Below are 26798 nucleotides of genomic sequence, written 5' to 3' on the forward strand. Positions count from 1 at the left end.
GACCGTCGCCGCGCCAATCGTCATATTAACCCGACAGGCCGCCCGCAGGTTGAATTGAATGTCGCGGCCCCAATTGAAGTCTGATTAAATAGAGCGTGTAATTTATGGAATCGAATAAACAAAAAACCTCGGCCGGCCCGATGACGCGCCGGAATTTTTTGCGACAAACCGCCACGGTGGCCGGCGCGGCCGCTGCGGCAAGCTGGCTGTCTGGCCCGTTGTATGGGGCGGATGGCGTGGCTGGCGCCAACAACCGCCTGGTGTTGGGCTTCATCGGCGTGGGCAACCAGGGCTATGGCAGCCATCTGCTGCCCATTTTGAAGGACAAAGATAAGTACAACGTGGCGGTGACGGCGGTCTGCGACGTCTCCAAAACCCGCCGGTTGCAGGCCCAGCAGGCAGTGGGCGAGGGCTGCAAGGAATACGAAGATTATCGCAAGCTGCTCGAGGACAAGACCATTGACGCCATCGTCTGTGCCACCGTGGACCACTGGCATGCGCCGGTGACCATTGACGCGCTGAAGGCGGGCAAACACGTGTACGTGGAGAAGCCCATGTGCCGCTACCTGCCGGAGGCGTTCGCGATTTACGACGCGGTCAAGAGCAGCAAGAAGGTGCTGCAGGTGGGCAGCCAGGGGTGCTCCGACCAAAAATGGCACGCCGCCGCCAAGCTCATCAAGGACGGCAAGATTGGCGCCGTGGTCATGTCCCAGGGTTCTTACATGCGGAACAACCCCAAGGGTGAATGGAATTACAACATCCAAAGCTGGGCCACCAAGGACGACATCAACTGGCAGCTCTGGCTTGGTCCCCAAATCAAGACCCGCAAGCCCGAGTTTGATGCCGACGATTATTTCCGCTGGCGCAAATATTACCGCTATTGCGCGGGGTTGCTTGGCGACTTGTTCCCGCACAAGCTGCATCCGTACATGCTTGCCACCGGCAATCCGCAATTCCCAGTGCGGGTGGCGGCCATCGGCACGCGCAAGGTCATGACCGACAAGCTGACCCCCGGCACGCCCATGCGCGACGTGCCCGAAATCATTCAGTTGATTGCCGAATTCCCGGACGGCATGGTGATGCACATCACCAGCAGCAGCGTCAACGAACAGGGCACGCAGGAAATGATTCGCGGCCAGAAAGGCTCCCTGTACATGGCCGGCAACCGCGTCGAGCTGAAGCCGGAGAAGCCGTTCACCGAGGAAATTGACCCCGAAACGGTGGGTCCCTTCCCGGCCGAGTCCATTCCCGCGCATCATCAGAACTGGTTCGACAGCATCCGCGCCAACAAGGAGCCGAATTGCGGCATCGAGCTGGCCGTGCGCGTCCAGACCGTGGTGTGCCTGGGCGAAATGTCCGACCGGCTGAGCACCATGTGCCTCTTCGACGAAAAGACGCGCAAGGTGACCGACGGCATGGGCAAGGAGCTGCCCATCATCAACTACGGGTGGAAAGAAGGCGTGTCCTGAGATCCACCGTTGCGGGTTTGATCCAGGTTCCGCCGGCCGCCCCGGCGGAACCTTTTTTATGCCGGCATGAATCCTGGGCTGTCTTATCCGGCGGTGTTGCTGGCGCGGGAGGCCATGGCCACGCGCTTCGAGCTGGTGTTGCCAGGAACCCCCTCGCCCTCGTTGCGCGCTGCCGGGGAGGAGGCCCTGGAGGAAATTGCGCGCCTGGAGCAGCTTCTGAGCCTTTACCGGCCTTCCAGTGAAATCGCGCATGTCAACGCCCGCGCCGCCTGGGAGCCAGTGCGGGTCAGCCCGCCGGTGTTTGAAGTGTTGTGGCGCGCCCGCCAATGGCATGAGCGCACTCAGGGCGCCTTTGACATCACCATCGCCCCCTTGTTGCGCTGTTGGGGATTCATGGGCGCCGAAGGCGCCATGCCCGACCCGGTGGCGGTCCAAGCCGCCCGCGCCGTTACCGGCATGCACTGGGTGGATTTGGACCCGGCAGAAATGACGGTGCGCTTCCGCAAGCCCGGCGTGATGGTGGATTTGGGCGGCATCGGCAAAGGATATGCCCTCGATTGCGCCATCGCCATTCTCCGCGAGGCCGGCATCACCCATGCCCTGCTGCACGGCGGCACCAGCTCCGTTTATGCCTTGGGGGCGCCGCCAGATACCGGCGCCTGGCGCCTGGCCATCGAATCGCATCCGCTCCAACCCGGACAGGCCAAAATCCCGCTGGCCGTCGTGGAGTTGCGGGACCAGTCACTCACCGTCAGCACCATCTGGGGCAAACATTTCCAGAAAAACGGAAAAACCTACGGCCACATTCTGAATCCGCGCACCGGCCAGCCCGCCGATGCCGCGCTGTTGAGCGCCGTGATGAGCACCTCGGCCACGGATGGCGACGCGCTGGCCACCGCGTTGATTGTGGATGGTAAACAGCACCACGCCCGCCTTGGCCAGAGCCTGCCTGGACTCAAAACCCTGGTGGCGTGGGAAGCGCCCGAGGGCGGACGGCTGCAGGTCGCGGCGCGGGGGCTGCCCCTGTTGCCCGATGCCCAGGCCGAACTGGTTTATTGGGAACCTTGAGCCGAGAACCTCAGGCAACAAATCGAAAACCCCGGAATGCGGCGAAATGACCGGAAACGGATGACATTGCCGTTGCGCCAATCATGAACCTCCAGCGCTTTGTGCCAACCCGGGGCCGGGCGGGCGCCGGCTTGTGGCTGGCCGCCACTCTGGCCGGCGCCAGCCTGGTGCCTGCCGCACAAAACGTGCCGGCGCCGTCCACCAACAATCCCGCTGCCACGCTGGAGGAACTGGCACGGCTGGACCCCGCTCTGGCCAAGGAGCTGGAAAGACTGAAAATCCGCCGCTGGGACCTGACCGTGAATGTGGCCGTGGGGGCGGGTTACAAGGACAATGTGCTGCTCAGCCATGACTCCCGGCAAGGCAGTCCGTTTGTCCGGCTGGGAATGGAAGCCACCGTGCTTCGCCTGCCGGAAAAGGGTTGGAGTTTTTCGGGACTGGCCGTCTGGGAAGACTTGCGTTTTAGCCGGCATCTGGCGGTGGACAAGGAACAGACCGGCATGGCCGTGGCCGAGGTGAAAAAAACCTGGGCGGGAGGAGGCTCCCTGGCCCTGCGCGGGCAATACCTGTACTTTGACCAGGTGCTGGACTTGAGCGACGAGCAGGGCATCGCGCAACCTTTGCCCGTGCGCCTGCATGCCCTCCAGCCGCGGGTCATTGCCCGCCAGGAGCTGGGACGCAACTTCTTTGCCGAAGCCGAAGCGAGCGGCTCGTTTTATGAATATCAGGCGCCGGTGGACGACTATGCGGAAACCGGGCCCTTGGTGCGGCTGGGTTACCAGTACGGCCACCGCTCAGAAGTGAGCCTGGCCTATGAGTATAATCATCGCTGGTACGACAGCCGTCAGGTCACCGATGCCACCGGCGCGCCTCTGGCCGGCACGCGGCTGGAGTACGCCCAACAGCGAGCCTTCTTGACCTGGCGGCATCATCTGGATGAACAGCGCCGCTGGCGCGCGGCTTTGCGGCTCCGGCTGGAGCGCTCCCTGGATAATGGCGCAGATTTTTATGGTTATTGGAAGTATGGGGTGCAGTCGCAATTGCGATACCAGCACCCCCGCTGGAGCGTTCTGGCCGGCGCAAGGTGGACCCTTTATGATTACCCGGTTCAACCTGTGGCCCCCGGTACCGGGGAACTCTACCAGCGGGCGGAGGTGGATTTGACCTTGGGCGGCGAAGTCAAGCTCGGCAAGGAAGTGCGTTTCGAGTGGGAGTACCAGTGGGAAAGAAATATGTCGAATCTCAAGTTCACCGAGTACCAGGCGCATACGGTTTGGGCGGGAATTAAGTGGGAGTTTTGAAATCCTTGCCGGAAAAGACCGGAAGGCGGATTGAGCAGACCGCCCCCTGACCGCGTCGGAGGTTAATGCTTCGCCCGCCTGTTATGCTCCATCTTCTCTTTGCTTAATCCCTGTTTGCCAAAGGCTTTCGTCAGCCAGGCCGCCGTGGGCAGCGATTTCTTTTTTTCTAAAGGTTTCCGCATCCCCTGCCGATATGCCTAATGAGATATTGGGCTGCTTGTCCCTGGCAGGCAGGCTGGCCCAAGGCGTGTTGGATAAACTGGGCGATATTGTGTTGCGTAGCTGGGTCATAGTGGCCGTGAGCGTCGCTGCCGCATGGCCGGCACAGGCGGCCTATTTGCCGCTGGTGGGGCCGGGTCCCTTGCGTTATGAGCGGACGGCGCGCCTGCCCAAGACGGCGGTGAGCGTCCCTGCCGACGCCACCGCCAGTGCACCGGGCGAGGCGCCCAGTCCCGCCCCGTCCCCATCCCCCAATCCCCCTGCTCCGCCCACTATTCCACCGACAGCCGCCGTGGAGCCTCCTCCGGCTCCACCCACCAATGGCTTGCCGGCGGTGGTGGAACCTTTGCCTGCGCCCCCCGCCTCAACCACCAACCAGGTGGGGCAGGCCACCGCGCCACCGGCGCAGGAATCGGCCGAGCCGGAAATCACTCCCCAGATGTTGGTGCAATACTTCAAAATGCCCGCGCCCACCGCGGGGACCAACTCCGCGGGAGTTATTGTGACCGTCCCTTTATTCCAGCCGCCCCAGCCCGGACGCCTTCCGCCCAGCTCGGCCCGCTACGAAACCCCTGAACCCCGCCGGAGCACACCATGAGCCACTTTTTGCCATGGACCAGGGCCGAGGGCGTTGTTGCTCCTCCCCAGAGAGGGGCGGGGTGGGTTTTGGCCGCCGTCTTGAGTCTGACGCTGGCCGGCCACGTGGGCCGGGCGGCGACGGCCACCGCCAGCAATGCCCCGTCCCTCCCCGCGCCCGCCAGCACCTCCGCGCCTCCCGCCACCCTGCCGGGGGCCAAAATCGCGCCGGAAATCGCCACCAACAGCCCGGCCGCCGGATTGATTAACGACTACGTGCAGCGGCTGGTCAAAGCCGGGGTCTCCGGCTGGGGGGCAGGCACGCTCACCAATCCGCCGTCGCCGGGGCAGATAACCAGCAGCAATTTGCTGACGCTCAAACTGCAAACCTCCAACCAGGTGTTCCGCGTGCGGCAATTCCAGGAGCAATTGGAGGCCGCCCGGGAGCTGCGCAAGATGCGCGACCATCGCCAGGCCGCCGCCCTGCTAATTGGCATCCTGGAGTCGGAGGCGCCGGAGGAAATCAAGCGGCCCTCCCTGTTTGAGCTGGCCCTGGTGGCCCAGCAGGAAGGCCAGCTTGGCCGGGCTCAACAGATTTTTTCCCAATACGTCAAACGCTATCATGATGACCCGGCCGTGCCGGAAATCCTGCTGCGGCAGGGCATTTTGTACCGGGAAATGGGGGTGGGAGCGCTGGCGCTCAGCAAGTTTTACGCCGTGTTGTCCAGCGCTCTTTCTTTGCGGCTGGACCAGTTTGAGTATTACCAGCGGCTGGTCCTGCTGGCGCAAACGGAAATTGCCGAAACTTATTTCAGCCGCGGACAATTCGCGGAAGCCGTCGAGTTCTACGCGCGGCTGCTCCGGCTGGATTCGCCGGAACTCAACAAGGAACGGATGCATTTCCGCTACCTCAAGTGCTTGTCCCATCTGGGCCAGGATGAGGTCCTGGTGCCGCAGGCCCAGGATTACCTGCAAAAATACGCGGGCAGCACCGACGAAGCCGAAGTCCGTTTCCTGCTGGCCACCTCGCTCAAGCACCTGGGCCGCAACCGGGAGGCGCTCCAGCAAGTCCTTGCCCTTCTGGAAAAACAGCGGCGGGATGCCGCCAAAAACCCGCAAAATTGGGCGTACTGGCAGCAACGCACCGGCAATGAACTGGCCAACCAGCTTTATCAGGAAGGTGATTATCTGAATGCCCTGGAAATTTACCTGAGTCTGCTCAATCTGGATGCCTCCCCTCGCTGGCAGGGGCCGGTGCTTTACCAGATTGGCCTGGTCTATGAGCACATGAAACAGCCAGAGCGCGCCCGCGATTATTACCAGCAGGTGCTCGCCCTCTCGCAGAAGCTGAACGATGCGCCCTCGCCCGGGCTCAAAGCGCTCATTGATATGGCCCAGTGGCGCATCCAGTTTTTACAATGGCGCGCGCAGGCGGAGAACCTGCTCCCTTCGCGCTCATTGCCCAAAGGCAACGCCAGCCAGCCTCCACCCGCCCCTGCGCCGCCTTCACCCGCCTCATGACGGACCCGACCCTCCATCATCTTGAGGAACACCGGAAGTTGTGCCGGGAGTTGCTGGCGGCTTTCGAGCGCGAAGCCCTCGGCCTGCAGGAGGGAAAGCTGGCGGCCCTGGCCGAGGCCGATGCCGTCCGCCGCCAACTCCTTCCACGGCTGCAGGAATTGATGCAGCACCTCCGCGCCCAACGGCAGGCCTGGGAACAATTGCCCCCGGCCCAACGCCAGCCACCCGCCGCCGTGCGCGCGCTGCTGGAGGAAAACCAGGAATTGGTCCTGCGCCTGCTGGCCCTGGACCGCGAAAACCAGCAGGCCCGCCTGCGCCTCGGCCTGGTGCCGCCCCAGCACTGGCCGGCCCCCCGCCCCGCCTCCGGTCAGGGCTACGTCTCAGAATTATATCGCCGGCATACCGCCGCCTGATATAATTCCGCCATGCCGATCGAGAAAATTATTGTTCTCGAAGACGACCTGATTGTCCGCAAAAACCTCGAGCAACAGCTTCGTTCCCGTCGGTATGACGTGGCCGCGGTGGAAACCATTGCCGCCGCCGAGGATTATCTGGCCCGCGACAATTTTGACCTGTTGATTGCCGACATCCGCCTGCCGGACGGGGACGCCACCGATTTGCTCAAGCGGCTCAACACCCGTCCCGTGCGCCCCCTGGTGGTGATGATTTCCGGATTTGCCACGGTGGAATCCGCCGTGGAGTGCATGAAGGCCGGGGCGTTTGATTATCTCATCAAACCCTTCAGCGCCGAGCAACTGGAGGTGGTCATTCGCAAGGCCGCCGAGTTCACCCAACTGCTCCGCGTCAACCAGTTTTACGGGCGCCAGACCGAGGACGAAGACGCCTCCCAGCTTCTCGGCCAGAGCAAGGCCATGGAAGACCTTCGCCAGCTCATTCGCCGTGTGGCGCGCACCGAGGCCACCGTCCTCATCCAGGGCGAAAGCGGCACGGGCAAGGAACTGGTGGCTCGCGCCCTGCACCAGCAAAGCCCGCGCAGCGGCGCCCCCTTCATCAAGGTCAATTGCGCCGCCATTCCCGAAAATCTCATTGAAAGCGAGTTCTTCGGCCACGAGAAAGGCGCGTTCACCGGCGCCCTGGCCAAACGCGAAGGCCGCTTCGAGCTGGCCCACGGCGGCACCATCCTCCTGGATGAAATCAGCGAAATCTCCCCCGCCGTGCAGGCCAAACTGCTGCGCGTCCTCCAGGAGCGCGAATTTGAGCGCGTGGGCGGCAACCGCACCGTCAAGGTGGATGTGCGCGTCATCGCCACCACCAACCGCCATCTCGAGCAAAGTGTGGCCCGCAAGGAATTCCGCCAAGACTTGTTCTTCCGCCTCAACGTGGTGCCCGTGCAGGTGCCGCCACTGCGCCTGCGCAAGGAGGACATCCTGCTGCTGGCCCGCCATTTCATGCAGCGGTTCATGCGCAAACACGGCGTCAAAATCACCGGCCTCTCCCCCGCCAGTGAATCCGCGCTTCTGGAACACGATTGGCCCGGCAATGTGCGCGAGCTTCAAAACGTCATCGAACGCGCTGTCATTCTCGGCGGCGACAGCGGCATGATTGAGCCCGAGCACCTGGGGCTGATGCGCAGCCTGACCCTGCCGCCGCCCGCCCCCGCCGCCGAAGGTTCCGGCGTTGCGGCAACGCCTGCCCCCGCCCCCGCGGCGCCGCCCCCGCCGCAGGAAGTCATCCCGCTGGCGGAGCTGGAAAAGCGCCACATCCTGGCGGCCCTGGAAAAATGCGGCGGCAACCGCACCCATGCCGCCCGTTTGCTGGGCATCAGCGTGCGCACCTTGCGCAACAAACTCCATGAATACAACCCCGCCGAGGCCGACAAGGAAGGAGAAGACACTTGAGCCGGCCGGGGGTATGGCGCCAGCCCGGAGCAGCCGGCAGCGCCACCGGGAACGGCCCGCCTCAACGCCCCACCCCCCCGCTCCTGCTCCCGGCAAAAATTCGTGGGTAACTTTTTGTTGCCTGAATCCATCTAAACCAACGTGATGACGGCCCATTTATCTTGTGCGCGCATGCGGGACACCGCCTCTGGGCGCTGCCCCCGCCGCCAGTTTCTGGCGCTTGGCCTTGGCTTGCTGGCCCTGGCCGTGACCATGGCCAGCAGCCGGGCAGGCACGCTGGCCGAAACATTCCGTCCCGAAAAACTGGCCGAGCTGGACCAGGCGGTCACCGCTGCGATTGCCGGCGGCGACACTCCCGGCGCGGTGGTGTGGATTGAGCGGAACGGCGTCGCCTACGTCAAAGCCTATGGCCAGCGCGCCGTCACGCCGGCGCCCGAGCCTATGACCACCAACACCATCTTCGACGCCGCTTCGCTCACCAAGGTCATGGCCACCGCACCGGCCATCCTCTGGTTGCAGGAAAAGGGCAAAATCGGCCTGGATGACCCCGTCTCCAAGTACCTGCCGGAATTTACCGGCCAGGGGCGCGAGACCATCACCGTGCGCCTGTTGCTGACCCATTACTCCGGACTGCCCTCCGGCCTGACCCGCCGCGATTTCAACGGCTATACCGGCGCCATTGCCCAGGCCGTCATGGAGCGGCCCAATCCTGCGCCGGGCACCACCTTCCGCTACAGCGACGTTAATTTCATCCTGCTGGGGGAAATCGTGCGCCGGGTTTCCGGCCAGTCGCTGGCCGACTTTGCGCGCGAAAAATTTTATGAGCCCCTGGGCATGCGCCAGACGCGCTTTCTGCCGCCGGACGACTGGCGGCCCCACATCGCCCCCACCGAGCGCGTGGGCGGCACCGTCCTGCGCGGCGTGGTCCATGACCCCACCGCCCGCCGCATGGGCGGGGTGGCTGGACATGCCGGACTCTTCACCACCGTCGCGGATACCGCGAGATTCTGCCGCATGATGCTCGCCGAAGGCGAGCTGGAGGGACGCCGCGTCCTCCAGGCCGAAACCGTGAAGTTGATGACTTCCGTGCAGTCACCGCCCGGCGGCAACGCCCGCCGGGGCTTGGGCTGGGACATTGATTCGCCCTACGCCGGGCCGCGTGGCAAAGTGCTGCCCCTCGGCTCGTACGGGCACACCGGCTGGACCGGCACCAGCCTTTGGCTGGACCCTTTCTCGAAGACTTTTGTGCTCCTCTACTGCAACCGCAATCATCCCACCGGCGGCAATGTGGTGAAACTGCGCTCGGTGGTGGCCACGCTGGCGGCCGAGGCGGTGGTGGGTTTTGATTTCTCCAACGTCCCGGGCGCCTTGCCGCCGCTGCCGGACGCCAACCGCCCCTGACCCGCTCTGCCTGGCATTCGCGCCTTGCCCCGGCAGCCAACGCATCCATGTTCAGGCAGGCGACATCCAGCATTTTCACCCGGGCCGCAAGGCCTTGCGCTCCGCCCACCATCCATGCGCTCCCGGCCCGGCGGGCAGAGTCTTTTTTAATTTGTCCTTCACTGCTCCCGAAGGTTATGTTGAAGTGGCAACGCGATGAATGGTAGTGGCTCATCGCCGGGCTTCAGCGTCTGGCCGCGCCGCGGGTGCGACAGGAGGCGCCCATGATTACCTTTGACACCTTGCGCTTGCAGGAGGCCCTGCAACAGGCTGCGACCACTTTGGCGCATTCCCGTCCGCCCGCCGCCCCCTGGCCAGGCCAGCTCCCCAGCAGTCCCATGGCGGTCGCTGCCGCCACCTCGGCCCTCTTTCTGGCCGACACCGAGTGGAAAAGCGCCGAGGATACCTTGCGCCGGCTGGGGCACCAGGGCCTGGAATGGCTGGCCCACCATGTCAACGGCGACGGCGGATGGGGCGATACGCCGCGCAGCTTCAGCAACCTTGGCGCCACCGCCCTGGCCTGGGCCGCCTTTGGACTGGCCCCGCCGCAGAATCATTTGTTTGCCGGCACCATTCAGGCCGCCGAGCGTTGGATTTGCCAGAAGGCCGGCAACACGGCCCCGGCCATTTTGGTGCCCATGATTCGCAATCATTTCCGGGGCGACCTGGCCCTGGCGGCCGGGGTCTTGATGACATGCGCGCTGGCGGGCCGCCTGGGGAGCGACATTCGCGCGTGGCGGCATGTGCCGGCTTTGCCCTTCGAGCGCGGCGCCGTCCCGCCGGAATGGTGGAGCACCGCCCGCCTGCCGGGGGCCAGTTGGGCCATGTCCTTGCTGCTGGCCGCCGGGCAGGCGCGGCATCACAACCTGGCCGACGGCTGCTTTGCCACCCGGCTGGCGCGCGAATGCTTCCGGGCTTCCACCTTGCGCCGAATCGAAGCCTTGCAAGCCGAGGACGGAAGTTTTCAGGCCTCCCCCTGGCTCACGGCCCTCACCACCATCGGTTTGCTGGCCGCCGGATATGGGCGGCATCCCGTCACCGAAAAGGGCATCCGCTATCTGGTGGCCCAAGCTCGGCCGGATGGGAGCTGGCCCATCGTGGCCAATCATGAGGTATGGCTTACGGCGCAAGCCGTGCAAGTCTCCACCGCCCCCGCGCTGGGGGCCCATCGGCTGCCCGCCTTGAATGAACTCAACATCCTGCGCCGCTGGCTGCTGGCCCGGCAACAACGCGAGGACGCCGAAGGACTCCGCCAGCCCACCGCCGGCTGGCCAGCCACTTCCCATCCCGGCGCCGCCCCCGACACGCTCAGCACCGCCGAGTCGCTGCTGGCCCTGCGCGCCCTGGGGGACCCCGGGCCGGAGGTCATCCAAGCGGTCCTTTCGGGGGTGAACTGGCTGCTGGCCGCGCAGAACCGCGATGGCGGGCTGCCCCCCTTCCGGCGGGGATGGCGCCAGCCCGCCCGAGAACACAGCGGAGCGGAAGAAACCGCGCTGGCCCTGCGCGCCTGGCTGGCCTGGCTGCATGTGCTGCCGCCCGACCAGCAACACCGCGTGCAGTCCTCCATTCACCATGCCATTCATTTCCTCATGGAGGAGCAGCGCCAGGATGGCGCCTGGTTTTCACGCCATTTTGGCAACCAATACGCCCACCAGGAGGAAAACCTGACCCTGGGCACTGCCGGCGTGCTCCTGGCCCTGCCGGAGCTGGTGGCGCGCTCTTACTTCGAGCTGGTTGAACCGCTGAACAGCGGCGTCCTGTGGCTGGTGAAAAACCAGAACAGCGATGGCAGTTGGGGCGGCGGGCATGGCGGCCCGCCCTCCGTGGAAGAAACCTCCCTGGCGGTGGAGGCGCTCGCCGAGGCGTTGTTGCAACCCGGCCCCTTGTTGTTGGAAACCCGCGAGCAGGTCCGCAATGCCGCCGCCTGGGGCGCCAACTGGCTGGTGCGGCAGGTGGAAGGCGGCAAGTGGACCATCCCCGCCCCCCTTGGCCTGCAATGGGGGCAATTCTGGTATTACGATGACCTTTGGCCGGCTCTGGGCGTTACCCGCGCCCTGGCGAAGATGGCGCGTTTGGTTTGAAGGGGGGCGCTCCCGTTTTGGCTGCTTTCGGCAGCCGGCTCACATGCCGGAAGACGGCGCGGCTCAACGGCTTTTTGGGCGAGTAGTGAATCATCATGTCGCGCTCCCGCATCAGCACCCACGGCTCGCGCGGCGCGTAGCCGTTTTTCGTGAAAACAATGTCATCCGCCACATACACACACATGTGCACCGTCCGGACGTCCTCGCCCATCGGCTCGTAAAGCAGGATTAGGTCTCCAAACAAGTCCGCCTTGGGCACCATGCGGTATTCCGAGCGCAGGACCTGCTCCTGGAAGCGCGCGTCAATAAACCGGTCTTCCGCTTTGTCTTTGAGGAAGTTGTAGGAAGACCAGAAACAATCGGGCCATTTTCCCGCGATGGTGTTGGTGGGATGCGGGTAGGAATACAACAACAGACGCGGCACCGGCGGGAAGAACCAGGCCACGTTGATGCTGCCGCCCTGCGGCAGCCGTTTCAACGACTCCAGCAGCGGGCGCGCTTGCATCGCCCGATTGGGCAGGCCCCAGTAACTCATGAGCTGCTCCAGGTCGCTCTGCGGGGTGACGCGCAAGTTCAACATGAGGGTATGCACGCGCGCCACCGTCCGGCTGGCCTGCAAGTAATCGTCCGACGAAAACAACCGGGCCAGCGCCTGCCGGTCGGCAAAACACAGCAGCCCGTCCTTGCGATACATCATGCGCTCCATGATTTGCAAGGCACTGGCGGACAGGTTGTGATGGGCGAACCACTCGGCAAACTCGGCCCGCACGGCAAACGGATAACAATAGGCCACGTTCAGCTCATGTTCCGCCAGCACCGTATAAATCTTGCCGCGCGGCTCGGAAGGCAGGTCCCGGATAACTTCCAGCGCCGGCTCCACATAAATCCCTTCGGCCACTACCCGCCACCGTTGCGTATCCAACAAACTGACCTCCAGATTCCTTGGCAGGGCGCAGCTTTGAATGAACTCCCGCAACCGGGCGGGAGTATAACCGGCAAAAAACCAGGTGTTGGTCTCCGGTGGCGGCGGGTCATATTCAAAATATTCCACCGGCCGCTCCAACCAGATGGGAATGGTTTCCAACAGGCCCCACCGATTGGTGGCGGATTGTTCCAAAGCGGTCAGTGCGGCCTGATTCGGCTGGCTTCCGGTTGAAGTCCACAAGGAGCGCCCAAGATATTGCGCCGCCAGCGTAATCAACACCCCGGTTAACACCAACACCATGCTCTGCCACCAATGCCGGCGTGGCAAAGCGCCGTTCTGCCGGGCTTTCCGCGAAGCCGCTGCACGTCCTTTCACATTCATAAGCATCCTGCTTCAGCCGGCAGCCGGCAGCGTCCTTCGGTTTTGGAACAATAAAAAACAAGTCCACCATCCAGCCGGAAAAAGCACCTGCTGACTGCCGGACTTGAAGGACGCCCGTCCCCTGGGACGCTATACCCCTTCACCCATTCCATTCAAATAAAGAGACGGGCTTATAGCGGGTGGCGGTTACACAAACAATGCATTTTTAGCGAAAAAGCATATTTTGCCTCACGCGGCGGCCCATGCGCGGATTCCGGCCGCGTTGAAGCCCAACAGAAGCATTTTGCGGACCTACCTACCAGACGGTAACTTCCGCCAGCGACGCGAACGGCTGGCGGGTGAAGCCGCTCAGCGCCTCCAGTTTTAGATACCGTCCCCGGGCAGGGGCGGGAAACCGCAGCTCCTTCGCCGCGGCATCGTTGGACAAGGTTTGCCGCAACACCGGCGCTCCCCAGACGTCGGGGGAATCGCTCACATAAATGGCACACTCGCGAATCCAGCCATTCCGATTGTTGTCCTGCCGCGGGGCCAAAGTCACGCCCTGCAGCGCGGCCGTCTGGTTGAACTCGAGGATGAGCCAGTGCGGAAAATTCGGCGCCCCTTCCCCCCACGGGGTATGCCAGAGCGTTTGCGGGTCCCCATCCACGACCTGCCGGGCCGGATATTCCGTGTGTTCACTGCTGACCCGCCAGACGCGCGCGCCCAGTTTTTGCGTCAGCGTGGGCGCCGCCAGCAGCGCCTGAACCTGCTCCGGGGTCCAGCGATGCGCCGGTTGGAAGTGCGGCCCGGCCATGTAATCCAATAAACTGCGCCGCATCTGCCGCGCCACCGGCCGGCGCTCCAAGTCGCTGTGCAAATCCATCGCGCAGGCCAGCAGCCGGCCCTGGCCCACCCGCATTTCGATAATGAGCCCCAGTTTGCGCGAGGTGAACCAGTCATCAATGGCATAAACCACCGGCTGAAACGACCGCGCCGTGCCCGTCAAAATAAAAGGATGCGCCCGCGACACCAGCTCCCACCACTGCCAATTGGAATGGTATTCAGTGGGAAATTGCGCCAGCGCCGGATGTTGGGGATTGCAGTAGATGCCGAGGGTATGCGGGGCTTGGCGGCGGGTCCACGCGGTGTTCCAGAAGATGCTGGAGAAGCCCATTTGCACCCGGCCCAACGCGTCCCCGCGAATGGCTTGGGGCGGGGGATTCAACAGCACGCTGCCCCCGCGGGCCAGCACGTCCAGCGCGGCGGCGTCCAGTTCCGTGGTGAAATGCACACCCGCCGGCGGCGCGGTGCTCACTTGCGGCGGATAAACCCACAGGTCCCAGTCATTGGCGTAAGGCGTGCCTTCCACCGCCAGCTCCAGTTTCAGTTTGGCGGGCGCGGCCGCGCCGCGCAGCGGCACCTGGATTTCCCCCACCGGACTGCATACACCGGTGGGCAGGGGGCCGGTGAACAACTTGCCGGTGGCCAGCGTCCGGCGGCCGTCCGCCAGCCTCCACCGCAAAACGCCCTGCGGCAAATCCTGGGGGGCAAACCACCCCACCTCCAGTTCCGCCTTCAGCGTCTCATCCGCGGTGTAGAGGCGTTTGGGCAGCCGCGCAATTGGCACCACGGGGCCGGAAAAGCGATGAAACTCCGCAGCGGTGATGTAGCCCTTGCTGTCCCAAAACGGGTCCAGCACCCCCACCAGCGCCGTGCCCTGGCCGGGGAAATCATGCAAATCCAGCAATTCAAAGCCGGCCATGCCCGGGGTGCGGATGGCCGATTCAATGTCCTCTTTGTAACAGAGCGCCTGCAGTTTGCCCGAGGCCAGCAGAAAGGCGCGGGCCAGCTCGTCCAGCCCGTTTTGCTGGAGGAAATCACGGAATATCTCGAAGTTTTTCGGCTTGAGCCAGCCCTTGTACTTGGGCATTTCCGCGAAATTGGGGAACACACACCATTGCCCAATTTCATGGCTGACCACCGGTGCTGAGGCCTGCGCGATGTACTCCCGATAATCCGTCATCGTCTCCGGCGGGCGCGCGTTGATGCGCGAATTCAGGCCGCCGCCCCAGGCCTGAATGCGCGGGTCCGGGGTGATGTGGAAATCATTTTCTGGAATCATGGGCCAGCCGGCGCCGCTGGTGTACAAGCGGCGGGAATCCAGACGCTTGCAATAGTTGATGAAATCACCCAGCCAGCGTTGCTGGTTTTTGCCCGCTGGCTCGTTGCCCGCCGAAAACATGATGAATGAGGGATGATTGCCCAGCGCGCGGAAAATGCGCGCGGCCTCCTCGTGCAGCCAGGCGTCCACCTTGCGGCCATCGCCCACACTGCTGCCCTGGTTGGCCCAGACCCCGGCTTCCACGTAATACAAAAACCCCAGCTCGTCGGCGGCCTGAAACGCGGCCGCCGGCGGGGTGTGCGAGTGAAAACGAATGTGATTCAATCCATGCGCCTGGCAGATGCGGATGATGCGTTTCCAGGCGGCCACGTCGGTGGGCGGATAACCGGTGAGCGGAAAGATGTTGCACTCGAGGGTGCCGCGCAGAAAGAGTTTCCGGCCATTGAGCGCGATTTGTGTGCCCTGGCGTTTCACCTCGCGCAAACCAAAGGAGACGGTGCGGCTGTCCCTGAACGGGCGCTGGCCTTCGCCCCCTTCCAGCGTGGCGGTCAGGCGGTACAAGGCCGGTGCAAACTCATCCCACAACAGCGCCTCCGGCCCCAGCTCATAGTCGCATTCCACCGCGCCGCCCTGAGGCGTCCAGGACACGGGCACCGTTTGGGGCGGCGGCCGGTGGGTGCGCGGGCTGTTGTAGCTCTGCGCCGCCAGCGTCAACATGCCGCTCCCGGAGCGGCCGGTGAGATTGCCGAGGCGAGCTTTAATCTTCACGCGGCGTTGCGCCACCTCCGGATAAACCTGCAAATCCTCCACCCATACCGGGTCGGTGGCCTGCAATTCCAGGGCGCCCACGATGCCATTCCAATTGCCCTGGGTGTGGTCCGAAACACTGTGCGCATTGACGCCTACTTCGACGTGCAGGCGGTTGTCCACGCGCACGGTCAGGCGGTGTTTGCCCGGGGCCAGGCCCGTGCCGAGGTCATATTCGTGGGGTGTGCCTAAACTGTTGCAGGAGCCGAGGCGCTGGTCATCCACCCAGACGGTGGTTTCCCAGTGCGGCCGCTCCAGCCGGAGCACCACGCGCCGGCCCGCCCAGGCGGCGGGAATCTCCACCTCGCGCTGGTACCACGCCACCCCCACGTAATGCCGTTCCGGCTGCAGCCAGAACGGCACCTTGATGTTGCCCGGCTGCCGATAAGGGGCATAGCGCGGGTCGGTGAACCACGAGCGGTCCATAATGCTCCCGGTCCATTTCGTCTCCACCGTCACCGCATCGCCAAAGCCCTGTTCCTGCAAAGAACCCGGCAGCCGCAACCGCTCCCGCAATGCGCGCCGATGCCAGCCCTCGGCCACGCCGGCATCCTGGCGGTCCAGTTCAAATCGCCAGGTCCCGGCCAGGTTGATGCGCTCCGGCCCCGTGGCTGCGGCGGCCGCAGCGGTGCAAAGGCCAGCGGCAGTGAGAGTCAACCAGAAAAAAAGGGCGCGTGGTCGAATCATAAGTTTCAGCGTTGCTGATGTTGTGCGGGAATTATGCTTGGAACACCCCGGGGATTCAACTTGAAGTTTGGCGGACCCGCCAAAACACTTTACACCACGGGGGGCTGCCTCAATAATTTGCGCAAACACGCATGAAACGCTTCCTCGCTTGTGCCCTGCTCATGGTGGGTGGCATGGCAGCCACCGTTGCCGCTGCTGAACGTTTCCCCAATCTCGCCGCGCAAAGCCCTTTGCCCCGCGGCAACGGCCTGGCCGCGAAATTCAAGGCCGATGCTGGCATTGCAGCGCATCCGGCCGTCCTCTTCGCGGATAATTTCGAGGAGGGAGAATTGGGCGCGCGCTGGGATGAGAAGGGCGCCGGCAAGGGCAAAGCGCTCAGCCTGGTGGCGCCGCATGACCCGCGCTGCGGCCAGCGCTGCCTCAAGGTGGAAGCGCGGCTGGGCGAGAATCAGGGCGATGGCTTGACCCAATGGTACACCCCCGCCGACCCGGTGTTCATCCGGTTTTATGTGAAGTTTGACCCCAACTGCGATTATGTGCATCACTTCGTGACCCTGCGCGCCAACCGTGGCTTGCGCGGGGCGGACCGGTGGAGCGGCTTTGGCGGGGCGGGATTAAAACCCCGCGGGGACGAGCGGTTTTCCACCGCGCTGGAGCCGTGGGGCAACTGGGGCAAGTGGCCGCCGCCGGGAAAATGGAATTTTTACAGCTACTGGCATGAAATGGAGGTCTCGCGGGACGGCAAATATTGGGGCAATTCATTTCAGGCCGAACCGCAGGACAACATCCCCAAGAACCGGTGGATTTGCGCCGAGTTCATGCTGAAGCACAACACCCCCGGCCAGCCGGACGGCGAGCAGGCGTTTTGGATTGATGGAAAACTGCTCGGCCACTGGAAGGGCATCAACTGGCGCACCTCGGCCACGCTGCAGGCCAATGCGCTGACCCTGGAAAGCTACGTGACCGACCGCTGGACCAAAAATCCCACCAACACGGTCTATTTTGACAACCTGGTCATAGCCCGCGAGTACATCGGGCCGGCCGGCGTCCCTTGAAAAAAGAAAGGGACGCCGTTCAAGGCGTCCCTCCTGCTCTCGCGTAACCCCGGCCGCACCTTTGCGGCTTACCGGTTGGCCGGCGCCTCAATCACCACAAACCGCATGGCGCCATCCCGATACACCCGCAGGAGCAACCGTTGGCCGCGGGCCTTTTGGGCCGCTTCAAACGCCTCGTCGGCATTGGCCACGCGCTGGCGATTGATTTCCACGATGACATCGCCGGGTTGCAACGCGCCGGCCGCCGGAGAGTCAGGGGCCACGCTGAGCACCACAGCGCCCTGCACATCCAGCGGCAGGTCAAATTGCCGCCGCGTGCGGGCATCGGGATTGCCCAAATCCACGCCCCGCAGGGCATCGCTGCTGCCACGCCGGCCGGGCCAGCTCCAACCGCCACTGCGGGCCAGGCCCTCGGACGGCAGCTCGCCAAGCTTGGCGGTGAGGGTTTGCTCCTTGCCGTCGCGCACCACTTTGAGGGTCACCTTGCTGCCGGGGGCCGTCTGGGCCACCATCAGCCGCAGATGGCGGCTGTCGGTCACTTTTTTACCATTGAATTCGAGGATGACATCGCCCTCCTTCAAACCGGCCTCGGCGGCGGGTGATTTGGCGGTGACTTCGCTCACCAGCGCGCCCTGGGTATCTTTCAATTTGAACTCTTTGGCCAGCGCGTCCGTGACCGGCTGGATGAGCACCCCGAGGTAGCCGCGGGTCACTTTGCCGTCGGTAATGAGGCGGTCCATCACGTACCGCGCCAGGTTGATGGGCACGGCAAAGCCCACGCCCTGGTTGCCGCCGCTGCGGCTTAAGATGGCGGTGTTGATGCCCACCAGACGGCCTTCCGCATCCACCAGCGCGCCACCGCTGTTGCCGGGGTTGATGGAGGCATCGGTTTGGATGAAATCTTCATAGTCCACAATGCCCATGCCGCCGCGGCCCTTGGCGCTGACAATGCCGGCGGTGACTGTCTGTCCCACGCCAAAGGGATTGCCAATGGCCAGCACCAAATCGCCCACTTCGACCTTGTCACTGTCGCCCAACGTAATGGCGGGCAGTTTGCCATTCTCCACCTTCAGCACCGCAATGTCCGTCTGCGGGTCTTTGCCCACCACCTTGGCGTTAAGCACCGTCTTTTCATCCGCCAGCGCCACCTTGATTTCATCCGCGCCGTCCACCACGTGATTATTGGTCAGGATGTACCCATCCTCGGTCACAATGACCCCGCTGCCCAGGCTCTGCTCGCGCCGCTCGCGCGGCAGCCGTTCGCCACCCCACGGGTCCCCAAAGAAATGCCGGAAAATGGGGTCATCAAAGAACGGCATGACCATCACGGGCTCCTTAACCCGCTTGGTGGTGTAAATGTTCACCACGCTGGGCGCGGCCTTCTTCACAATCGGCGCCAAACTGGTCGCCGCCTTCACCGAGGGCGACAACGGCGCGTCATTTACCACCACTTTCGGCGCGGACGCCGCCCAGGCCCGCGTCATCAACGGCGAGTGCTCCACCGCCAGCCAAACCAAAGCCGCTGCTGCCAATCCGCCTGCTGCCAACCGCCATATTTTCATAAGTCATCCTCCGTTTGCATGATTTCCACCTGCGTTGTCCGCAGGTCTTTTTTTTCCGTTTAGACCCTGCCCGCCTGAATTTGCTCAACGATTTGCTCCCTGCCGCCACCCAGCCTCCTCCGTCCTCGCGTAAAATCACTGGCGGGCGGCGCGAAAAAGGCGGACCGCGTGGCCAGCACCCGGTCCGCCGTTCACCCTTAATTGACCTTGACTTCGATCTGTTTTGGACGGGCCTTCTCGCTCTTGGCCAGGTGCACCCGCAGCACCCCATCCTTGAACTCCGCCTCCACCTTGCCCTCTTCGGCGTCGCTCGGGATGATGAAGCTGCGCTCGAACCGGCCATAGCTCCGTTCCACCCGATGGAACCGGCGCCCTTTCTCCACCTTCTCGGACTTGCGTTCACCGGAGATGGTCAGGGTGCCATCTTCCACCGTCACCTTCACGTCGTCCTTCTGGACTTCCGGCAGCTCCACCTTGATGAGGTACTCTTTGTCGTCCTCCAGGATGTCCACCGCCGGCGCCCATTCAGGCAGCGTGAGGCTTTCCTCCGAGGCCGTCAGGGAGCTGCGACGAAAAGGCGCCAAGTCAAAGACCGAAGCCAAACGTTTCTGCAACTCCTCCATTTCTTTGAACGGATTCCAACGAGTCAATGCAGTCATAGTCTGTTCCTCCGTCTTGTCCTGGCGGATTTCATCTCAGCTACCAGACCGGCTCCGCCAAACCGATTTGGCAACCGAGCTTGCCTCCGACTTGCTCCACCCGGAGCTGCGGAGCAAGCTCGCTTGTTGCACTAACAAGAAGCATACCAACCCTATCTTCTGGTAATGTGCATACTCAAATTATTGATTATGAATAATTTACAAAAATTGACTCTTGAATTGACCAAATCAACAAAGGCCAATGTGACACAACAATGTGTTATAATGGCACGAATGTATTTATTTTCTAGGATTCTTCAAAATGTGTCACCATGGCCATTTGAAGGGCCAACACGGCTGATATATCTCGTTGCGATATTTCATCCTGCTTCCAACAACTTTTTACCGACCTTGGTGTATATTCAGTTGGGAACGGTCAAACCGTGCTGACTTTGCTACATAAGAAGACGTGGACCATGCTGGCCCTGGCTGGGGGATTGATGACTGCGCTGGCGGCCAGTGAGCCGGTGATGGACCGGTTTGCCGGCATTCCGGACCGCAACGCCTTCGGCCTGCGTCCGCCGCCCCCTCCCGCGCCGCCTCCCAAAGCGGAGCCGCCTCCGCCGGCTGTCAAAGTGCAGGTCACCGGGCTGCTGGATTTCAAGGTGCGCAAGACGGCCATTTTGTTGGTGACGGAAATGGGGAAACCGCCGGTCTCCGTGGTGCTGGGCGAAAACGAATCCGATGGACCGGTGACGGTGAAAAGCATTGACGCCGAAAACGGCAAGGTCCGCATTGCCCTGAACAACTCCGATACGGAGCTGGACATTGAAAAGGATGGCATCAAGCCCACGGCTTCCGGCGGAGGCAGGGCAGATTTGCAACTGGGGGGGTCGGCAGAAGCAGCGCCGCGTCCTTCCGCGTCCCAGATTTTTGCCGGGGCCGCGTCGGCCGGGGCTCCTAGCGTGCCGGAGGTCAACCGCGGCAACTTGGCAGCCTATTTGCGCCAGGCTTCGGAAGGCGCCAGCAAGAGCGCTGGCAGCGCGCCGGCACCGCTCCTGGGCGGTTACGGAGCGGCGCTGCCGCCCGGGCTGGCCGGGTCGCACACCTTCCGCTTTGACGGGCAGCCGAATATCGGCCCCACCCAGCCCAACTGGCCGCCCGAACAACCGGTGAGCTACGAGGAATCCATCATCCACATGGAAATCCTGCGCACGCTCAAGGATACCGGCAAAATGGAGCTGCCACCCTTGCCGCCCACCATTTTGACCCCGGGCCACGAAGAAGAGATGCCGCCCGTGCCCGGCGGCCAGCCCCATCAAGGCCCGCCCGGCCTGCCGCCTCTGCCACCTATTCCGCGCTGATGCGGTGGTGCGGTGTCCGCAGTCTTTTGGGCCGGCGTTTGCAGGGGATACAACCCCGGGCAGCAGCCAAAACGCTCCCGAAAAGCCTGGCTGAAATGGCTGAAGCTCGAATACCCCACTTCCAGCGCCACCTCGCTGACATTGCCTTTTCTTTCGCGCAACAATTCCGCCGCGCGGTCCAGCCGCAAATCACGCAAATACTGGAATATGCCGCAGCCCATGATTTGGGCGAAAATGCGGCTTAAATAACAGGGGCTAACCCCCACCTTCCGCCCGATTTGCTCCAGGGTCAGCGGTTCGGACAAATGCTCCCGCAAATACGCCGCCACCGCCAGGGCGCGCTCCTGATTCAAGCGCTGCAAACGCGACTGGGCCGCTTCCTGTGCTTCATGCTGTTCGGGTGACAGGAGAAACAAGCTGGCGGCTTCCAGCACCTTGGCCAGGTACCATAAGCGTGCGGTGCCGCAGGAGGCAGGAGGCTGGCGCAATCCCGCCATGAGCCAGCGATGCGCCTCGTTCAACCGCACGGCTGGCGCAAGGGCCGTGCGGGCACGGCCGGCCATGAGCTGGCGAACCGCCGGATGCCACTGGGTTGGATCAAAACTTTGCTGCCGCAAAAAGGCCAGCGACAACTCGATGGTGATGAATTGATGCCGCTGCCCGCCGGCCCGCTCGGCCTGCAACCGCGCCCGGCGGCGTCCGTAAAACGCGGCCGTCTCGGGTTCCAATTGCACCTCTCCGCTCCCCGAGGGCGCCCAAACCCGTCCCTGGCCGGACAGATTCAGGCAAATTTCCACGCCTTCCGCATGAAAAGCCGGCCCCCAGTTCAAGGGCTGGGTGAGGGTGAAGTCGTGCCATTCCACGCTGAAGCCCAGGCGATGGAAATTTCCGTGCAAGGGCTGCCAGTCGGCCTGGGCTTCACGCCAGACGGCGGCCTCCGAAAAGGGGCACACTGCAGGGCCGTCCGGTTGGGAGACCGGGCACGGCAGCGAATGGGGACATTGGCGCAGACCCATGGCAGCGGGAACGATGGCACAATTGAGATTGAGTCTCAAGTGCAAAATACACCGCAATCAATCTCCAATGGGGTCACTTCACCCTCCTCTCAGAACGGCCTCCTCATGCTGATTTGGCAGCGGCCTCCGCCGCGGCGGGCGCCGTGGGCTTCTCCAGGAAATGCCCGAAGGCCCGGAATTTCTCGTAGCGCTTTTTCAACAGCTCGCTGGTGGGCAGTTTCAGCAGCTCCTCCAAATGGCACACCAGCCGTTCCTTCAAGGTGGCGGCTGTGGTCGCCCAATCATTGTGTGCCCCGCCCAGCGGCTCCGGCACGATTTCATCCACCAGCTTCAATTCAAAGAGGTCTTTGGCGGTAATCTTCAGGGCCTCCGCAGCCTTGGCTGCTGCCGAGCGGTCTTTCCACAGAATCGCGGCGCAACCTTCCGGACTGATGACCGAATAGTAGGCATTTTCCAGAATCAGCACCCGGTCGGCCACGCCAATGCCCAGCGCGCCGCCAGAGCCGCCCTCGCCAATCACGGCGGCGATGATGGGCACCTCGAAAAGCATCATTTCCCGCAAATTGACCGCAATGGCCTCGGCAATGTGGCGTTCCTCGGCGCCGATGCCGGGATACGCGCCCGCCGTATCAATCAGGGTGATGATGGGCAGGCCAAACTTGTGGGCCATGCGCATCAGGCGCAGGGCTTTGCGGTAGCCTTCGGGATGGGCGCAGCCGAAGTTGCGCCGGATGTTTTCCTTGGTATCGCGCCCCTTTTGCGTGCCAATGACCATCACCCGATGGCCCTGAATCCGGGCAAAACCGCCCACCACCGCCCGGTCTTCGGCATAAAGCCGGTCACCGTGCAGCTCGCTAAAATCCGTGAAGGCCAGTTGAATGTAATCCAGCGTGTAAGGCCGCTTGGGATGGCGGGCCAGTTGCACCCGTTGCCAGGGGGTGAGCGAACTGAACACCTGGCGGCGGCTTTCTTCGAGCTTCTTCTCCATGCGCTCGATTTCCTCTTTGAAGGAATGCGCCTGGGGATGCTGTTTAAGCTCATCCAGTTTCCGCTGCAATTCCGCGATTGGCTTCTCGAAATCGAGCTGATGCTTCATAAGCGGGGGTCATATTAACCCACCACCACCTCCCCGGCAATGTTGAATATAGGTTCAGGCCGCCGGCGTGCGCGTCTTCGTGCTTATCGAGCAAGGACGAGTTGCCCCAGACGCCGCCCCCGGCGCGCCCAGCCGTTGGCCCCCCTTCAACCCATCATCAGGGCTTTTCCAAGACGTACAATTCAGCTTCCAAACGCCCTTTAATCTGGGCGCCGGGTTTCGTCGCGGCAGAGTCCAGATGCAAAGTTCCCACCAGAATCCCTCCCAGTTTCTGCCGTCCCTGGCCAAAAGGCGCATCCAGGAAGATGCCCAACGCGTGCGTGCCATTCAGCGGGATGCGGCCGGCGGCAAAATGTTCCGGGGGTATTAACACGGCGCCCCCGCGCAGGCGCACTTCCCAAAGATTGCCCCCCACAAACCACACCGCCACGCCCTCGGGGTAGCGGCCGTCATCCGAACGGTGCGCTGCCGCCCGTGCCTGGGCACGGGTGACTTGCCCGTCAGGGGAGGTCAGCGTGAGAGAAGCCGGCCCAAGGGCACGCAAATCGAAGCGCTCCCGCCACGAGGTCTCAAATTCCGCCGTCACCCTGCCCGCGGGATGGAGGCAGGGCGATTTGCGCAGCTCCAGTCCCCAGCGCGGCGCCGGGCCGTTCAATTCGGCTTCCATGGCGGAACGCCGGCCGCGAATGAAGGCGCGCAATTGAACCACCGAGGTCTGGAAGCGGCTGGGGGCAACATGCAAATGCGGCCGCACCAGCCGGCTCAAGCGGTCCACCTCCGCCAGCAGCGCCTCTTCGTTCCAAACAGAGCGCAGCAATTCCCGCAAGCGTTCCCGGTAGGCCGCACGTTCCCCGGGGATTTCATACAGGCGATGCGGCAGGAGCGTGCCGGCCATCACCGACACCGGCGCCGGGCCTTCGCGGAAGGGGTCAGGAATGCCCAGCACACTGTCGGCACCCCAGGGGATGAAAAGCATGGGGCCGTTGCCGGGCCGGAAATAAACAAAGAAATTATTGCCGCCGTTGGAGTAGGAATCCCAATGGCCCAGGAGCGATTCCATGGCCCAAAACGAGCGGAAGGCATCCAAATCCACCAGGCGGGACAAGGTTTCGAGCATCTCTGGAGCCGGCAGTTCAAGGGCTTCCTTGATGGCCTCAAGGTCACGGGTGGAAGCCTCCTCCTTATGATTCTTGCGCTCAAAAGTTTTTATCCAATCCGGCCGGAAATCACTCAACCGCCCTTCATACAAATGGCCGGCGCTGCTACCAAAGCGGCGGCGCAGGAAAACTTCGTCCACTGCCTCGACATGCGAATAGACACCCAGATACTGGCCGTTGACGGTGACCCGGGCCAGGGCGCAGCGCGGGGCGGGGACGCCGGCCTCGGCGAAGAGGCGGTACGCCAGCACCTGCCGCATTTGTGAGGGGTCTTGCAAGTTGTTGTTCAAGGACATGCGCTTTAACCCCTTGAAAAGCTGGTTTTTGTCGTAGGCATCAAACCGGATGCCCAGCGAGGGCCGGACAGTGCTGGCCGAGCCAAGAAAACCGCGCTTGCGCAGGCCAACTTTGGCCACTGTTACCCCGTCAATGCGCACCGTGGCCGGATAGAGATGGTACGGGTCGGGCGGCTCCTTCTCCAGCCGGGCTGGTCCAAGGGCGGCCACCAAATCGTGGTGTTCCTCGCGCAATTTGTCCCAATCCCCGGGGGCCACCTCAATTTCCACTTCCAGGAGGCGGTTGGAGGCAAACAGGAAAGCTGACTCATCCTGGGCCGGCGCGCCCCCGGCTGCGGCGCCAGGGAGCAGGCTGGCCAGCCAGGCCACCATTGTTGCGGCAAGCCATGGGGGCACCATGCGTCTCATGCTGGTTAAAATGACCCTGCGCCTGCGGGGCAGGTTACGCAACTTGTGCCAGCAGTCAGCCGCTTTGCCAGGCAGCAGGAAAAAGGCCCAGGCAAAAAAAATAGGTTACATGCACTCCCCAGCCATGCAGGCGCCGACTGGGAATCTCCCGCCTCCATCGGCAACAAGGTGAGACACACTTATGTGCTCGATAAGTCAGGGTTTATTCATCTCCCCGAATGATGACCTTGACCCCACAAAGTTGGCATAGTTGGCGGACGGCCTCGATGGCTTCGTCACTGGCCTTGGCCAGTAGGGAGGCGGGGATATGGACGGTGGTTGCGCCCATATTAATCTGGTGGTTGACGTAATCCGCCAGCCATTGGTTTGGATCCTGGCGCATGGGGGAAAACTACCGCGGTTTTAATTCACCACCAGGTAAGGCCCGATGCGGACGACCCGCGGATGGCACACGCCAAATCCAATAATCCGGCTGCGTGACCGATAGCCTCGATCGTAGTAGGACGGCGCGCCGTAATAAGGAAAGTTGATGCCGTGAACCGGGCCGGGGAAAGGCGGCGGCAGCGGCCAAACGGCCTCGTCCACGGCCACCACTGGCGGAAACACCGGAGCCGTGCCCCAGCCTGTGTTCACCTGCACCACGGTGGCAGGCGAAGCTGGGGCGGGCGATTCCTCGGCTTGCCGGCGCGAATTCCGCAGCGCCTGGAGCGAGGCGGTTTGCTGCGCGCGCGCCGCCTGTTCATGGGCGCGAGCCAGGGCGGCTTCCATCCGGCGCAAATCGGCCTCGGCTTGTGCACGAGCTTTTTCCACTTCCTGCAGTTGTTGTGCCTGGTTTTTGCGGGCGGCGGAGCATTCCTGCTCGACCGCCTGCGCCCAACGCAGGGTCAACCAATCGGCCTGCTGCTCCAAGGCCGCCAGCTCCTGCCAGGCGCCATCCAAACGGCCGCCCAAGGTTTCCAACTCCACCTGCCGGGTCTCGGGCAGCAGGGCTATGCCGTGCCGCAGTTTTTTCTTGGCCGCCAGGCGGGAGGTTTCCTCCGCAAATTGCCGTAAATCCGCCTCGGCACCTTCGAGTTGGGCTTTCCATCGCCGCAAAGCCAGCCGCACGCGCCCTGGGTGCATTTCCTGGGCGGCGGCGGCCGTGGTGGCCTGCAACAACTCGGCGCGCACCTCCTCCTGCAGGAGCAGGGCCGTGCCCAGGCGGCGGTCCACCTTCCCCAGCACCCGTTCACAGGCGGCAAGGGCCTCCCGCCGGGCGGCCTCCTGCCGCTGGCGCTCCGCGAGGCCATGCCAGGCGGAAAAAATTAGCGCGCCCAAAAGACAACCGTTGAGCAGCCAGAGGACATTTTTAAGGAAACGACGGGCCGGAAGTGGCGCGGTTGATGCTGCCGGTGCCGCGGTTGAAGCAGAGGCGTCCATAATGGTGTTGAATCATGGTTAAACCGCCACAACCCTGAATACCCCACCTACCTTCCCCCTCGGCCACGATAGAGCCGATGGGGATTGCTTAAAACTAGGCCTTCATGCTTAGGACGTCAATGCGGCCTCGTTTGTTCAAACCATGCCCTGATTATTTTTTGAACCACGCGGCGCCATAAGCGCAATGCACCGTGCGGGGGGCTTTCGCCGCCCTTCGCGGTGCTGTACCGCAGCACATGAGAAGGGAGGCATCTTGCGGATACGGCTTGACAAGGCTGGGAGGCTGCCGCATGAAGCGCAGCATGCATTCCGAAGTCGCCACATGGGTGGTGGGCGCCCAAGCGCTGGGTGA

20 protein-coding genes are annotated in these 26798 nt (G+C 63.1%); 11 read left to right on the forward strand and 9 right to left on the reverse strand.

Annotated elements, in window-relative coordinates:
* Window positions 1–104: 104 nt before the first annotated feature.
* The 9 genes from NXS98_RS12080 (at window position 105) to NXS98_RS12120 (ending at window position 11534) form a co-directional block, all read left to right on the forward strand.
* Window positions 105–1469, forward strand: coding sequence for a Gfo/Idh/MocA family protein (locus tag NXS98_RS12080; RefSeq protein ID WP_283845248.1), 1365 nt, complete (start codon window positions 105–107; stop codon window positions 1467–1469).
* A gap of 66 nt (window positions 1470–1535) precedes the next feature.
* Window positions 1536–2537, forward strand: a complete 1002-nt coding sequence (locus NXS98_RS12085) for an FAD:protein FMN transferase (protein WP_283845249.1) — start codon at window positions 1536–1538, stop codon at window positions 2535–2537.
* Between the two features lie 83 nt (window positions 2538–2620).
* A complete protein-coding gene (locus tag NXS98_RS12090) occupies window positions 2621–3838 on the forward strand; it encodes a hypothetical protein (RefSeq protein WP_283845250.1) in 1218 nt (405 codons plus the stop codon).
* Window positions 3839–4031: 193 nt separating this feature from the next.
* Window positions 4032–4655: a hypothetical protein gene (locus NXS98_RS12095; protein ID WP_283845251.1), complete on the forward strand. Its 624-nt coding sequence runs from the start codon at window positions 4032–4034 to the stop codon at window positions 4653–4655.
* A gap of 68 nt (window positions 4656–4723) precedes the next feature.
* The gene (locus NXS98_RS12100) at window positions 4724–6154 is read left to right on the forward strand and encodes a tetratricopeptide repeat protein (RefSeq protein ID WP_283845252.1); all 1431 of its coding nucleotides are present in this window, start codon (window positions 4724–4726) and stop codon (window positions 6152–6154) included.
* Window positions 6151–6567: a hypothetical protein gene (locus NXS98_RS12105; protein WP_283845253.1), complete on the forward strand. Its 417-nt coding sequence runs from the start codon at window positions 6151–6153 to the stop codon at window positions 6565–6567. Before NXS98_RS12100 ends, NXS98_RS12105 begins: the two co-directional genes overlap by 4 nt.
* Window positions 6568–6579: 12 nt before the next feature.
* Entirely contained in the window at window positions 6580–8013 is a 1434-nt protein-coding gene (locus tag NXS98_RS12110; protein ID WP_283845254.1) for a sigma-54-dependent transcriptional regulator, read from the forward strand.
* Window positions 8014–8184: 171 nt separating this feature from the next.
* The gene (locus tag NXS98_RS12115) at window positions 8185–9414 is read left to right on the forward strand and encodes a serine hydrolase domain-containing protein (RefSeq protein ID WP_283845255.1); all 1230 of its coding nucleotides are present in this window, start codon (window positions 8185–8187) and stop codon (window positions 9412–9414) included.
* 263 nt (window positions 9415–9677) lie between these two features.
* On the forward strand, window positions 9678–11534 hold the full coding sequence (locus NXS98_RS12120; RefSeq protein ID WP_283845256.1) for a prenyltransferase/squalene oxidase repeat-containing protein: 1857 nt from the start codon (window positions 9678–9680) through the stop codon (window positions 11532–11534).
* On the opposite strand, the gene NXS98_RS12125 is transcribed toward NXS98_RS12120, so the two are convergent.
* Together NXS98_RS12125 and NXS98_RS12130 are read right to left on the reverse strand one after the other, a co-directional pair.
* The gene (locus NXS98_RS12125; RefSeq protein WP_283845257.1) at window positions 11497–12840 is read right to left on the reverse strand and encodes a hypothetical protein; all 1344 of its coding nucleotides are present in this window, start codon (window positions 12838–12840) and stop codon (window positions 11497–11499) included. The two genes, NXS98_RS12120 and NXS98_RS12125, sit on opposite strands and share 38 nt — an antisense overlap.
* Window positions 12841–13135: 295 nt before the next feature.
* Window positions 13136–16435 (reverse strand): DUF8487 domain-containing protein, encoded by a 3300-nt coding sequence (locus NXS98_RS12130; RefSeq protein WP_283845259.1) that lies wholly within the window; start codon window positions 16433–16435, stop codon window positions 13136–13138.
* A 131-nt stretch (window positions 16436–16566) separates the two neighbouring features.
* Between NXS98_RS12130 and NXS98_RS12135 the strand changes: the two genes are divergently transcribed.
* Window positions 16567–17490 carry a hypothetical protein gene (locus NXS98_RS12135; protein WP_283845260.1) on the forward strand — a complete coding sequence of 308 codons (924 nt, stop codon included), beginning with the start codon at window positions 16567–16569 and terminating at the stop codon, window positions 17488–17490.
* A gap of 68 nt (window positions 17491–17558) precedes the next feature.
* On the opposite strand, the gene NXS98_RS12140 is transcribed toward NXS98_RS12135, so the two are convergent.
* Together NXS98_RS12140 and NXS98_RS12145 are read right to left on the reverse strand one after the other, a co-directional pair.
* Complete coding sequence (locus NXS98_RS12140; RefSeq protein WP_283845261.1) at window positions 17559–19052, reverse strand: DegQ family serine endoprotease; 1494 nt, start codon at window positions 19050–19052, stop codon at window positions 17559–17561.
* A gap of 197 nt (window positions 19053–19249) precedes the next feature.
* On the reverse strand, window positions 19250–19711 hold the full coding sequence (locus tag NXS98_RS12145; RefSeq protein ID WP_283845262.1) for an Hsp20/alpha crystallin family protein: 462 nt from the start codon (window positions 19709–19711) through the stop codon (window positions 19250–19252).
* 422 nt (window positions 19712–20133) lie between these two features.
* On the opposite strand from NXS98_RS12145, the gene NXS98_RS12150 reads away from it, so the two are divergent.
* Window positions 20134–21054: a hypothetical protein gene (locus NXS98_RS12150; protein WP_283845263.1), complete on the forward strand. Its 921-nt coding sequence runs from the start codon at window positions 20134–20136 to the stop codon at window positions 21052–21054.
* Here the strand turns inward: NXS98_RS12150 and NXS98_RS12155 are convergent.
* The 5 genes from NXS98_RS12155 to NXS98_RS12175 form a co-directional block, all read right to left on the reverse strand.
* Window positions 21009–22109, reverse strand: coding sequence for a helix-turn-helix domain-containing protein (locus tag NXS98_RS12155; RefSeq protein ID WP_283845264.1), 1101 nt, complete (start codon window positions 22107–22109; stop codon window positions 21009–21011). The two genes, NXS98_RS12150 and NXS98_RS12155, sit on opposite strands and share 46 nt — an antisense overlap.
* A gap of 64 nt (window positions 22110–22173) precedes the next feature.
* Window positions 22174–23166: an acetyl-CoA carboxylase carboxyltransferase subunit alpha gene (locus NXS98_RS12160; protein ID WP_283845266.1), complete on the reverse strand. Its 993-nt coding sequence runs from the start codon at window positions 23164–23166 to the stop codon at window positions 22174–22176.
* Between the two features lie 157 nt (window positions 23167–23323).
* Entirely contained in the window at window positions 23324–25027 is a 1704-nt protein-coding gene (locus NXS98_RS12165; protein ID WP_283845267.1) for a CotH kinase family protein, read from the reverse strand.
* A 202-nt stretch (window positions 25028–25229) separates the two neighbouring features.
* Entirely contained in the window at window positions 25230–25409 is a 180-nt protein-coding gene (locus tag NXS98_RS12170) for a hypothetical protein (RefSeq protein WP_283845268.1), read from the reverse strand.
* 20 nt (window positions 25410–25429) lie between these two features.
* On the reverse strand, window positions 25430–26344 hold the full coding sequence (locus tag NXS98_RS12175; protein ID WP_283845269.1) for a hypothetical protein: 915 nt from the start codon (window positions 26342–26344) through the stop codon (window positions 25430–25432).
* Window positions 26345–26798 lie beyond the last annotated feature (454 nt).

The organism is Fontisphaera persica (assembly GCF_024832785.1).
GTDB lineage: Bacteria > Verrucomicrobiota > Verrucomicrobiia > Limisphaerales > Fontisphaeraceae > Fontisphaera > Fontisphaera persica.

What these genes read in the sequence shown, in the direction of transcription:
- NXS98_RS12080 (WP_283845248.1), top strand. Translation starts at nt 105, where the DNA reads ATGGAATCGAATAAACAAAAAACCTCGGCCGGCCCGATGACGCGCCGG.
- NXS98_RS12085 (WP_283845249.1), top strand. Translation starts at nt 1,536, where the DNA reads ATGAATCCTGGGCTGTCTTATCCGGCGGTGTTGCTGGCGCGGGAGGCC.
- NXS98_RS12090 (WP_283845250.1), top strand. Translation starts at nt 2,621, where the DNA reads ATGAACCTCCAGCGCTTTGTGCCAACCCGGGGCCGGGCGGGCGCCGGC.
- NXS98_RS12095 (WP_283845251.1), top strand. Translation starts at nt 4,032, where the DNA reads ATGCCTAATGAGATATTGGGCTGCTTGTCCCTGGCAGGCAGGCTGGCC.
- NXS98_RS12105 (WP_283845253.1), top strand. Translation starts at nt 6,151, where the DNA reads ATGACGGACCCGACCCTCCATCATCTTGAGGAACACCGGAAGTTGTGC.
- NXS98_RS12110 (WP_283845254.1), top strand. Translation starts at nt 6,580, where the DNA reads ATGCCGATCGAGAAAATTATTGTTCTCGAAGACGACCTGATTGTCCGC.
- NXS98_RS12115 (WP_283845255.1), top strand. Translation starts at nt 8,185, where the DNA reads ATGCGGGACACCGCCTCTGGGCGCTGCCCCCGCCGCCAGTTTCTGGCG.
- NXS98_RS12120 (WP_283845256.1), top strand. Translation starts at nt 9,678, where the DNA reads ATGATTACCTTTGACACCTTGCGCTTGCAGGAGGCCCTGCAACAGGCT.
- NXS98_RS12125 (WP_283845257.1), bottom strand. Translation starts at nt 12,840, where the DNA reads ATGAATGTGAAAGGACGTGCAGCGGCTTCGCGGAAAGCCCGGCAGAAC.
- NXS98_RS12130 (WP_283845259.1), bottom strand. Translation starts at nt 16,435, where the DNA reads ATGATTCGACCACGCGCCCTTTTTTTCTGGTTGACTCTCACTGCCGCT.
- NXS98_RS12135 (WP_283845260.1), top strand. Translation starts at nt 16,567, where the DNA reads ATGAAACGCTTCCTCGCTTGTGCCCTGCTCATGGTGGGTGGCATGGCA.
- NXS98_RS12140 (WP_283845261.1), bottom strand. Translation starts at nt 19,052, where the DNA reads ATGAAAATATGGCGGTTGGCAGCAGGCGGATTGGCAGCAGCGGCTTTG.
- NXS98_RS12145 (WP_283845262.1), bottom strand. Translation starts at nt 19,711, where the DNA reads ATGACTGCATTGACTCGTTGGAATCCGTTCAAAGAAATGGAGGAGTTG.
- NXS98_RS12160 (WP_283845266.1), bottom strand. Translation starts at nt 23,166, where the DNA reads ATGAAGCATCAGCTCGATTTCGAGAAGCCAATCGCGGAATTGCAGCGG.
- NXS98_RS12165 (WP_283845267.1), bottom strand. Translation starts at nt 25,027, where the DNA reads ATGAGACGCATGGTGCCCCCATGGCTTGCCGCAACAATGGTGGCCTGG.
- NXS98_RS12170 (WP_283845268.1), bottom strand. Translation starts at nt 25,409, where the DNA reads ATGCGCCAGGATCCAAACCAATGGCTGGCGGATTACGTCAACCACCAG.